This window comes from Brevundimonas sp. (genome assembly GCF_013823285.1).
Classification (GTDB): domain Bacteria; phylum Pseudomonadota; class Alphaproteobacteria; order Caulobacterales; family Caulobacteraceae; genus Brevundimonas.
On the sequence record NZ_PNLV01000086.1, the window covers coordinates 1 to 10668 of the forward strand.

At 69.3% G+C, this 10668-nt stretch carries 8 protein-coding genes; 5 read left to right on the forward strand and 3 right to left on the reverse strand.

The window, feature by feature from the left end; all coding sequences use genetic code 11:
* From zwf to C0461_RS11355, 3 genes are all read right to left on the reverse strand, one after another.
* Positions 1–1166 (reverse strand): glucose-6-phosphate dehydrogenase (zwf, locus tag C0461_RS11345; protein WP_292106986.1); only part of this gene is annotated, 1166 nt, incomplete at its 3' end.
* A gap of 150 nt (positions 1167–1316) precedes the next feature.
* A complete protein-coding gene (locus C0461_RS11350; protein ID WP_292106989.1) occupies positions 1317–3278 on the reverse strand; it encodes a TonB-dependent receptor in 1962 nt (653 codons plus the stop codon).
* Positions 3279–3398: 120 nt separating this feature from the next.
* Positions 3399–4796 (reverse strand): Mur ligase family protein, encoded by a 1398-nt coding sequence (locus C0461_RS11355; RefSeq protein ID WP_292106991.1) that lies wholly within the window; start codon positions 4794–4796, stop codon positions 3399–3401.
* Positions 4797–5007: 211 nt separating this feature from the next.
* Between C0461_RS11355 and C0461_RS11360 the strand changes: the two genes are divergently transcribed.
* From C0461_RS11360 to C0461_RS11380, 5 genes are all read left to right on the forward strand, one after another.
* Complete coding sequence (locus C0461_RS11360) at positions 5008–5859, forward strand: LD-carboxypeptidase (RefSeq protein ID WP_292106992.1); 852 nt, start codon at positions 5008–5010, stop codon at positions 5857–5859.
* Positions 5860–5910: 51 nt separating this feature from the next.
* Positions 5911–6963, forward strand: coding sequence for a LacI family DNA-binding transcriptional regulator (locus C0461_RS11365; protein WP_292106994.1), 1053 nt, complete (start codon positions 5911–5913; stop codon positions 6961–6963).
* Positions 6964–7081: 118 nt separating this feature from the next.
* Positions 7082–8245 carry a fumarylacetoacetate hydrolase family protein gene (locus tag C0461_RS11370; protein WP_292106996.1) on the forward strand — a complete coding sequence of 388 codons (1164 nt, stop codon included), beginning with the start codon at positions 7082–7084 and terminating at the stop codon, positions 8243–8245.
* A complete protein-coding gene (locus C0461_RS11375; protein ID WP_292106998.1) occupies positions 8242–9000 on the forward strand; it encodes an SDR family oxidoreductase in 759 nt (252 codons plus the stop codon). The genes C0461_RS11370 and C0461_RS11375 overlap by 4 nt, the downstream gene beginning before the upstream one ends.
* A 49-nt stretch (positions 9001–9049) precedes the next feature.
* Positions 9050–10558, forward strand: coding sequence for a sugar porter family MFS transporter (locus tag C0461_RS11380; RefSeq protein WP_292107001.1), 1509 nt, complete (start codon positions 9050–9052; stop codon positions 10556–10558).
* The last annotated feature ends 110 nt before the right edge of the window (positions 10559–10668 follow it).

Consider the following 10668-nt stretch of genomic DNA (forward strand, 5'->3'; position numbering starts at 1 on the left):
CGCATCTTCGCGTCCAGCCCCGGCGCCTTGTTCATCACCGACAGGGACACGTCCTCGTCGGGCTGCAGGGCGATGACCATGCGGTTGGCCACGATGTCGCCGCGCCCGTCGCCGTCGAAGATGGAGTGGGGCACCGGCTTGAACTGGATGACGATCTCGGTGCGCTTGTCGGGCATGCGCTTGCCGGTGCGCATGAAGAAGGGCACCCCGGCCCAGCGCCAGTTGTCGATGTCTGCGCGCAGGGCGACGAAGGTGTCGGTGTCCGACGCCTGGCCGCGCTCCTGCTCATAGCCCTTGACCGCCTGATCCTCGACCGTTCCCGGCGTGTACTGGCCGCGCACCGTGACCTTCTTCGCCGCCGCCTTGGTGATGGGGCGCAGGGATCGCAGCACCTTGACCTTCTCGTTGCGCACCGAGTCCGGGTCCATGTCCGACGGCGGCTCCATGGCCACCAGACACAGCAGCTGCAGCATGTGGTTCTGCAGCATGTCACGCAGGGCGCCGTACTCGTCATAGTAGGGCCAGCGGTCGCCCACGCCCGTGGTCTCGCCCACGGTGATCTGCACGTGGTCGATGGACAGGTTGTTCCACAGGGGCTCGAAGATGACGTTGGCGAAGCGCAGCGCCATGAGGTTCTGGACCGTCTCCTTGCCCAGATAGTGATCGATGCGGAACACCCGGTCCTCGGTGAAGGCGGCGGCCACCGCCTGGTCGATCTCGCGGAAGGTCTTCAGGTCGCGCCCGACCGGCTTCTCCAGCACGATGCGGGTCTTGCCGCCGGTCATGCCGATGGCCTTCAGCGCATTGACGATGGGGGCGTACAGCGACGGCGACACGGCCAGGAAATAGGTGAGGTCCTCGGTCCCTGCCTTGTCCCTGAGCGCGGTCAGGCTGTCGGGATCGGTGGCGTCCATGGCCAGATAGTCGATGCGTTTCGTCAGCCGGTCGAAGGCCTTGGCGCTCCATTGGCCGTCGGCCTCGGCGCGGGGCTGGACCCACTCGCGCACGCCGGCCAGATAGGCGTCGCGGCTTTCCTCGCTGCGCGCGGCGGCGATGACCTTCAGCCCCTCGGGCAGAAGATCGTCGTGCTCCAGGAAATAGAGCGACGGCAGCAGCATGCGCAGCGCCAGATCGCCGCCTCCGCCGAACAGAACGAGCGTCGGCATTCGCGCCTCACCTTCACCAGTTGCGTGGATGCCCCCGTCTTGGGGGATTTCCACGCCCGCGCCAACCGGACCAATCCGGATTGAAACATCAGTTTATGCGCTGACACCGGTTTCCGCGAACCGATGACGCAAGATTTCACTCCATCCCGCTCAATAGGTAACCCGCAGCCCCGCGCGGACGATGCGCGGCGGGCCGTAACCGGGCACGTCGTCGCCGGTGCGGGCGACCTCCACATCCTCGTCGAACAGGTTGTCGGCGGCCAGATACAGGACGGTGCGCGGGCTCGCCCGCCACTCTGCCCGGGCGTCCAGAACCAAGGCGGGATCCAGCGCGCGGCTGTTCAGGTCGTCGTCGAAACGGCGGCTCTCGTACCGGGCGCGGGCCGACAGGCCCAGACGGTCGGACGCCCGCCAGTCGATCCCGGCGGTGGCGCTCCAGATGGGCGCCTGGGCGGGACGCAGCCCGGTCAGCTGGGCCGCGTCGGTCCCGCCGTCCATGCGGGCGTCGGTGGCCGACAGGGCGCCGGACAGGGTCACGGTCTCCAGCCGCCAGCGGGCCTCCACCTCGACGCCCGTGGCCTCCACGGTCCCGGCGTTGCGGCGCTGGCGCAGCACGCCGCCCGCAGGCACGAAGCCGGCCACGGGGAAGGTCCCCGGCCCCTCGCCGATGGTGACGTTGACGATGGCGTCCTCGATCTCGTTGTGGAACACGGTGGCCGTCAGATCCACCGCCCCGCCGCTCCACGCCAGACCCGCCTCGATGCCGCGCAGCACCTCGGGCTCCAGCTCGGGATTGGCCTCGGTGATGTCGTTGCCGACGCGGAAGGGCCGGTGCAGCTCGTTCAGGGTCGGGGGCCGGAAGCCGGTGTAGGCCGCCGCCCGCGCCGCCCAGCCGCCGCCCAGATCGCGCCGCGCCGCCAGACGCGCGCTGACCACCTCGCCGTCGCGGTCCGGTGAGCGCTGGTCCAGCAGCACCACATCCGTCGCCGTATTGGTCTCCAGCCGGCGGCCGTTGCTGTTGCTCCACCGGTCGGCGCGCAGGCCCCCGGCGACCAGCCAGGGCCCGCCGGTCCAGGAGCCCTCGGCATAGGCGCCCGCGATCAGGGTCTCGCCCCCGGCGATGCGCTGGCGGTTGAACGCGTTCACTTCGCGCACCTCGCCCTCGGTGGACCGCACGTCGGCGCCCAGCTCCCACTCCAGCGATCCGCCCCAGCGCTCGGCGGCGCGGCGCAGGGCCAGATTGGCGCCCAGTCCGGTGGCCGGGGTGGCGTACTGGTTGTTGGCCAGCGACGTGCTCGACCGGTCGTCGGCCACCGACACGAAGGTGTTGCTGAGATCGCTGTCATGGCGCCAGACCTGCGCCCGCCAGCCGAGGCGGTCGGCGGTAGGCTGTCGCGCCGCCGTCAGGCTGTAGATCTGGCCGCTGGATTCCGCCCGCGCCCCATCCAGCCCGGCGCCGCGCTCATCCTCCCAGGCGCCGAGGCGGGCCGAGACGGCGATGTCGTCCGTGGCCGCCCAGTCGGCGCGCAGGGCGCCGCCCAGACTTTCCAGATCCGTCGGCGTGTCCGCCGCGCCCTGCTCCGGGCCGCGCACCGGCACATAGCCGTCGCTGTGTTCGTAGAGGCCGGAGGCGGTCAGGGTCAGACGTCCGAACCCTTGCGATCTCGATCCGGACAGGCGCGCGCCGCCGCGCTCGGCGACCGAGGCGTCCAGCACCGCGCCCGCCTCACGCTCGCGCATCACGATCACCCCGGTCAGGGCCCCGGCGCCGTAGGGGCCGGCGCCCGAGCCCCGCACGACGTCCAGACTGTCCAGGGACTCCGGCGCCAGCTGCGACCAGATCACCCAACCGCCGAACGGGTCATTCAGCGGCACGCCGTCCAGGGTCACCAGGGTGCGTCCGGCGCCGGACGGGGCGATGGCGCGCAGGGAGATGCCCTGGGTGGTGGGATTGGCCGAGACGCTGGAGGTGCGCCGGAACAGCGACACGGCGGGCACCCCGGTCAGGGCCTCGTCCACCCGCCGGGTGGCCTCCAGATCCTGCTGGTCCAGTCGGATCACCGCAAAGGCAGCGTCGCCCGCGGCGGGCGGCAGGCGCGCGGCGGTGACCACGATCTCGTCGACAGTGACGGGCGGGGCGGGCGGGACGTCGGCTTGAAAAATGGCGGGCTCCGTCGGGAAGGCTGGATGTGAGGGCGACCTGTCGAACAGATGGAACGGGCGGGCGTTCCCTCAAGTCCCGGCGTCGAGGCGCTTCAGCAGGTCGGCGGCGAATTCGGACAGGGTGTCGTCGCGGGCGCCCATGACCAGAATGCGGTCGCCGGCACGGGCCATCTGGACCAGACGCTCGCCGCAGGCCGCGCGGTCGGGCAGGGCCTCCGCATGACGACCCGCCGCCGCGATGCCGTCCGCGATGTCGCCCGACCCCACGCTGCGGTCCGTGGTGCCGCCATAATAGACCGGTTCGGGCATCAGCAGCACGTCCTCGGGGCTCATCAGCCGGGCGAAGACGTCGATGAACTCGGCCTTCATCAGCTTCAGCGGGCCGAAGCCGTGGGGCTGGAACAGGATCAGCAGTCGGCCGGGAAAGGCGTGCAGGGTGTTGAGGGTGGCGGTGATCTTGTCCGGGTTGTGGGCGAAGTCGTCGATCACGGTCACCCCGCCCGCCTGACCGGCCACCTCCAGACGACGGCGGATGCCCGAGAAATCCCTCAGCGCCGCCACCGCGTCCGCGACCGCCACGCCCAGCGCCTTGACCGCGCCGACGGCGGCCAGGGCATTGGCGACATTGTGGGCGCCGGGCACACACAGCTCGGCGTCATGGACCGCACCGCCTGTCTCGATCAGGCGGAAGGTCATGCCGGCGGCCGTGGGGGCCAGGTCTACGGCGCGCAGGTCGGCGTCGGGATTATCGAGGGCGAAGGTGATCGTCGCCTCGGCCTGTTTCGCCAGGGCGGGGGTCTCGGCGTCGTCCAGGTTCAGCACGGCGGTGGCGGCCCGCCCCGCGAAACCGCCGAACAGGACCCGCAGCTCATCCATGGACTTGTGGTCCAGCGAGACATTGGAGACCACCGCCACGGTGGGCTCATAGCGGGCGATGGAGCCGTCGGACTCATCCACCTCGCTGACGAACAGGTCGGGGCCGCCGATCAGGGCGCTGGCGAAGGGCTGGTCGGGGCGGACGAAATTGGTCATCACCGCGCCGTTCATGACGGTGGGCGCGCGCCCGGCCCGATGCAGGATCCAGGCGATCATGCCGGTGATGGTGGACTTGCCGCTGGTGCCCGCCACCCCGACGCTGGTTTCCGCCCCGTTGAACAGATCGGACAGCAGCTGGGGCCGGGTCAGGATCCGGGCCCCCACGGCCTTCGCCGCACGGATGTCGGGCACGGTGTCCTCCACCGCCCCGGTGGCCACCACCACCTGACCGGCGCGCACGCCCGATCCGTCCTGGGGATGCAGGGTGAAGCCCTGGCCGCGCAGCCAGTCGAATTTCTCCGGCGTCCGGCCTTGATCCAGCGCCCGGTCGGAGCCTTCCACAGCGGCCCCGCGCGCCTTCACGATCAGGGCCAGCGGCAGCATGCCCGAGCCGCCGACGCCGCAGAAGAAATAGGACTGGTCTTGATTCATGCGCCGCGAACCCCGAAGGCTTGAAGCGCCTGACTAGAGCATGATCGTTTTTGACGGAACCGCTTTGCGGTTCCGGCTGAAGCGTGAATCATGCTCTCGCTTTAATTCTGGAGCCTGATTCACGGCATCAGCGGAATCGCGCAGCGATTCCACCTCAGCCGATCAGGCTCTAGCACGGCGCGACGGCGGCGCCAGAGGATTGCGCGAGAGAATGGCCAGCCCCGACAAGCCCTTCCGCATCGGCGTCGTGGCCGCCAGCTCGCGCTTCGAGCGGGAGACCGCCGAACAGGCGCAGGACATGGTGCGCGCGCTTTATCCCGACGGCGCGGTCGAGCTTAAGTTCCACCCGGCCTCCTTCGGCAAGCATGGCCATTTCGCGGGCGACGACGCGGGCCGGGCCAAGGCGTTTCTGGACATCGCCAATGACCCGGCCCACGACGCGGTGTGGTTCGCCCGGGGCGGCTATGGATCCTGCCGCATCGCCGAGGCGGTCATGGCCGGGGTCAACGACGTCGCGCGCAAGAAGACATACATGGGCTACTCCGACGCCGGCTCGATCCTGGCGGGGCTGTACCGATTGGGGTTCGAACAGCTGTTCCACGGGCCCATGGTGCAGGACCTGCGCCGGACGGACGGCAAGGTCGCCTTCGTCCGCGCCCTCGACTGGCTGGTGCGGCGGGACAAGACGGCGCTGGAGCCCAGCGTCCTGACCGGCGCCGCGCCCACAGCGGCGTTCAACATCACCATCCTGAGCCAGCTTCTGGGCACGGCGTTGGAGCCCGACCTGACCGGCCACGTGCTGATGCTGGAGGAGGTGGGGGAGGCGGACTACCGCACCGACCGGGCCATGTTCCACATCACCGGTCAGCCCTCCATTCGCCGCGTGGCGGGCATCCGCCTGGGCCGGGTCAGCGACATCACCCCCAACGACCCGGACTTCGGCCTGAGCCCGGAGCAGATCGTGCGCTACTGGTGCGACCGCTCGGGCGTCCCGTACCTGGGCCGCGCCGACATCGGCCATGATTCCGCCAACCGGGTCGTGCCCTTCGGACCGTTGACCTGAGCCGTTCCAGGGTCGATCAGGGGACATTGTAATTTGAAGGGGCGAGCAGGCTTGGCCGACTCCCGCAAGGACAGAAAGGGCGCCGTCACCATCCATGACGTGGCGCGCCGCGCCGGGGTTTCGCCCATGACCGTGTCGCGGGTCATGAACGAGGCGCCCGGGGTCAAGGACGCCACCCGCAAGACGGTGCAGGACGCGGTGGAGGCCCTGGGCTATGCGCCCAACGCGGCGGCGCGCAGCTTGGCCCGGCAGGGCGGCGGCCGCATCGGCCTGCTCTACTCCAACCCGTCCGCCGGCTATCTCAGCGAATTTCTGGTCGGCGCCCTGGACGGCGCCCAGAAGACCGGCGCCCTGCTGCTGATCGAGAAGTGCGATCCCAATCCCGAGAGCGAGCGCGCCGCGGTGGGCCGCCTGATCGCGGGGGGCGCCTCCGGGGTGATCCTGCCGCCGCCCCACGGAGAGTCTTATGCCGCCCTGTCGGAGCTGAAGGAGGGGGAGGTGGCCGTGGTGGCCGTGGCCGCCGGGCGCTTCCGCTCGGACGCCAGCGCCGTGCGCATTGACGATTTCGCCGCCGCCGCCGAGATGACCCGGCACCTGCTGGAGCTTGGCCACCGCCGCATCGGCTTCATCAAGGGCGCCTCCAACCAGACCGCCAGCGCCGAGCGCCTGCTGGGCTTCGAGACCGAGATGCGCGCGGCCGAGCCCGCCGCCACCGCCCTGATCGAGGCGGGTGAGTTCACCTATCGCTCCGGGCTCGAGGCGGCCGAACGCCTGTTGTCGGCGCGGCGTCCCCCGACGGCGATCTTCGCATCCAATGACGACATGGCCGCCGGCGTCCTGACCGCCGCCCACCGCAAGGGGCTGGACGTGCCGGGGCAGCTGACCGTGGTCGGCTTCGACGACACCTCCATCGCCACCGCCGTCTGGCCGGAGCTGACCACGGTGCGTCAGCCCGTGGCCGAGATGGCCGAGGCCGCCGTGCGCATCCTCAGCGAGGACATCCGGGGACGGGGCCAGGCGCGGGCCGATGCGCCCGTGGATCGGCTGGTGACCCACACCCTGGTCGTGCGCGACTCCTGCGGACCGGCGCCCACCGACGACTGACCCCCTGATCGGGCCGCCGCGTGAATGGCCTTGACACCGGCGGTCAGCCCTTTGATGTTACCGCTAACAGAAACGACCGCGCCGGTGGGTTCGCCCACCTCACGCGACGGCGGGGGAAATGACCAGTATTGTTGATTGCCTTGCGGCGGATCGGGACGCCGCGACCCTGATCGGACGGATCGAACTGCCGGAAGGCCCGACGCCGGTGCGCGTCCGCGAGGGCCGGGTTCAGGACATCTCCGGTTTCGCCCCCACCTGCGCCGACGCGCTCGCCCTCGCCGATGACCTCGCCGTCTTTGAGGGCCGCGATCTCGGCGCCCTGGCGGACATGGATTTCGCCACCGTCTGGGACGCGCCGTCGCCCGATGCGGTCAAGTTGCTGTCGCCGGTCGATCTTCAGTGCGTGAAAGCATCGGGCGTGACCTTCGCCGTCTCGGCCGTTGAGCGGGTGATCGAGGAGCGCGCCCGCGGCGACGCCGCCGCCGCCGATGAAATCCGCAAGGCGCTGAAGGACAAGGTCGGCGCGGACCTGTCGGCCGTGAAGCCGGGCTCGGAACAGGCCGCCGCCCTCAAGACCGCCCTGATCGCCGACGGTCTGTGGTCCCAGTATCTTGAGGTGGCCATCGGCCCCGACGCCGAGATCTTCACCAAGGCGCCGATCCTCTCCTCGGTGGGCTGGGGCGACTATGTGGGCGTGCGGTCGGACTCCGCCTGGAACAACCCCGAGCCCGAGGTGGCGGTGGTCTGCGATGCCGCCGGCCGCATCCTCGGCGCGACCCTGGGCAACGATGTCAATCTGCGCGACATCGAGGGACGTTCGGCCCTGCTGCTGGGCAAGGCCAAGGACAACAACGCCTCGGCTGCGCTGGGGCCATTCATCCGCCTGTTCGACGACGCCTTCACCCTGGACGACCTGCGTCAGGCCACCATCTCGCTGGAGGTGGTCGGCGAGGACGGCTTCGTCATGAAGGGCGAAAGCTCCATGAGCCTGATCAGCCGTGATCCGGTGGAGCTGGTGGGCCAGACCATCGGCAGGCATCACCAGTACCCCGACGGCCTGATCCTCTATCTGGGCACCATGTTCGCGCCCATCGAGGACCGCGATGCGCCGGGCGGCGGCTTCACCCACAAGCCAGGCGACCGGGTGCGGGTGTCCTCGCCCCGCCTGGGCGTTCTCGACAACAAGGTGACCACCTCTGACCAGGCCCCGCCCTGGACGCTGGGGGTCTCCGGACTGATGCGTAATCTGGCCTCTCGCGGCCTGCTTGGAGGCGCGCGATGAGCGAAGCGATCTATCCCTCTCTCAAGGGCCGGCTGGTGGTCATCACCGGCGGCGGCTCGGGCATCGGCGAGGGCATGACCGAGGCCTACGTCCGGCAGGGCGCGCGGGTGGTGTTTCTGGACATCGCCGAGGCGCCGTCCCGGGCGCTGGAGTCGCGTCTGGCCCAGCAGTCTCCCGCGCCGGTGTTCATGCCCTGCGACCTGACAGATCTGGACGCCCTGAAAGCCTGTTTCGCCCGCATCGAGACGGAGCACGGCGAGGTGGACGTGCTCATCAACAACGCCGCCAACGACGATCGCCACAAGGCCGAGGCGGTCACGCCCGCCTATTGGGACGAGCGCATGGCGGTGAATCTGCGCCACCAGTTCTTCGCCGCCCAGACGGTGGCTCCGGCCATGCGCAGGCGCGGCAAGGGCGTGATCCTGAACCTGGGCTCCATCTCCTGGCATCTGGGTCTGCCCGACCTGTCGCTCTACGAGACGGCCAAGGCGGCCATCGAGGGCATGACCCGCGCCCTGGCCCGCGAATGGGGGCCGGACGGGGTGCGCGTGGCCTGCATCGTGCCGGGCAATGTGAAGACCGAGCGCCAGATGAAATGGTATTCGCCCGAGGGCGAGGCCGAGATCGTGGCCGCCCAGTGCCTGACGCTGAGAATCGAACCCGGGGACATCGCCGCCATGGCCCTGTTCCTGTCGTCTGATGACGCCCGCGCGATCACCGGGCATGAGTATTTCGTGGACGCAGGCTGGCGATAGCCGGGCGTCTCAACCGGGGTCGGGAGAACCCCATCGGGAGGACTGAGGCATGACGGATATAAACCAGGCAGGGGCGCCGCCCTCTGCCGAACTGGAACGAACGAACATGGGGCTGGTCATCCTCACCGTGCTGGTGGCGACGATCGGCGGCTTCCTGTTCGGCTACGACAGCGGCGTCATCAACGGCACCGTCGAGGGCCTGCGTCAGGCCTTCAATTCCCAGGCGGTGGGCACCGGCTTCAACGTGGCCTCCATGCTGCTGGGCTGCGCCATCGGCGCCGCCTTCGCGGGCCGGGCGGCCGACGTCTGGGGCCGCCGCACCATGATGATCGTGGCGGCGGTGCTGTTCATCGTCAGCGCCTGGGGCTCGGGCATCGCGGGCTCCTCGACGGAGTTCGTGATCTACCGCATCCTCGGCGGTCTGGCCGTGGGCGCCGCCAGTGTCATGGCGCCCGCCTACATCTCCGAGATCGCCCCGGCCCACATGCGCGGCCGCCTGACGACGATCCAGCAGATCGCCATCATCTCGGGCCTGTTTTTCTCGTTTCTCGCCAACTACCTGCTGGCCAATACGGCGGGCGGGTCGACCACCGAATTCTGGCTGGGCTTCACCACCTGGCGCTGGATGTTCTGGGTGGAGCTGATCCCCGCGGTCATCTTCTTTTTCGCCCTGTTCCTGATCCCCGAAAGCCCGCGCTTCCTGGTCATCAAGGGCAAGCATGAAAAGGCCGCCGAGGTTCTGTCCCGCCTGTTCGGACCGAAGGCCGCGGGCCTGAAGGTGGCCGAAATCCAGCAGTCCCTGACGGCGGATCACAAGCCGCGCCTGTCGGACCTGCTGGACCGGAACAAGGGCGGCGTCCGCATGATCGTCTGGGCCGGCATCGGCCTTGCGGTGTTCCAGCAACTGGTGGGCATCAACATCGTCTTCTACTACGGCGCGGTGCTGTGGCAGTCGGTGGGACTGAGCGAAAACGACGCCCTGATGATCAATGTGTTGTCCGGCGCCCTGTCCATCGCGGCGGTGGTTCTGGGCCTGCTGGTCATCGACAGGCTGGGCCGCAAGCCCATGCTGCTGATCGGCTCGGTGGGCATGGCCATCACCCTGGGGCTGGTGGCCTACGCCTTCTCCACCGGGACCTTCATGGCCTCGGGCACGGTTCTGGAGGCCGGGACGGTGCTGAACAACGGCACGGTCTATGACGCGCAGACCACCCTTTCATCCAGCTTCCTCGACCTCACGCCGGGGATGGGGCTGCTGGCGCTGGTGGCGGCCAATATCTATGTGATGTTCTTCAACTTCAGCTGGGGCCCGGTCATGTGGGTCATGCTGGGCGAGATGTTCCCGAACCAGATCCGCGGCTCCGGCCTGGCGGTTTCGGGCTTCGCCCAGTGGATCGCCAACTTCGGCATCACCATGAGCTTCCCGATCATGGCCGCCGGCATCGGCCTGACGCTGACCTACGGCTTCTACGCCGTCAGCGCCCTGGTCTCGGTGTTCTTCGTCCTGGCCCTGGTCCACGAGACCCGCGGCAAGGAACTGGAGCAGATGACCGGCTGAGCCGCCGGTTATCGACACGAACGGGCGGGGCCGAACGAATTCGTCGTTCGGCCCTCGCCTGATTTTGGAATGTACTGAAGGCCCGCGACCTCCCCGGCGCGGGCCACAAA

Bases quoted from the DNA above. Each gene is read 5' to 3' on its own strand.
- C0461_RS11375 (WP_292106998.1), top strand. From the start codon at position 8,242: ATGAGCGAAGCGATCTATCCCTCTCTCAAGGGCCGGCTGGTGGTCATC.
- C0461_RS11360 (WP_292106992.1), top strand. From the start codon at position 5,008: ATGGCCAGCCCCGACAAGCCCTTCCGCATCGGCGTCGTGGCCGCCAGC.
- C0461_RS11355 (WP_292106991.1), bottom strand. From the start codon at position 4,796: ATGAATCAAGACCAGTCCTATTTCTTCTGCGGCGTCGGCGGCTCGGGC.
- C0461_RS11370 (WP_292106996.1), top strand. From the start codon at position 7,082: ATGACCAGTATTGTTGATTGCCTTGCGGCGGATCGGGACGCCGCGACC.
- C0461_RS11380 (WP_292107001.1), top strand. From the start codon at position 9,050: ATGACGGATATAAACCAGGCAGGGGCGCCGCCCTCTGCCGAACTGGAA.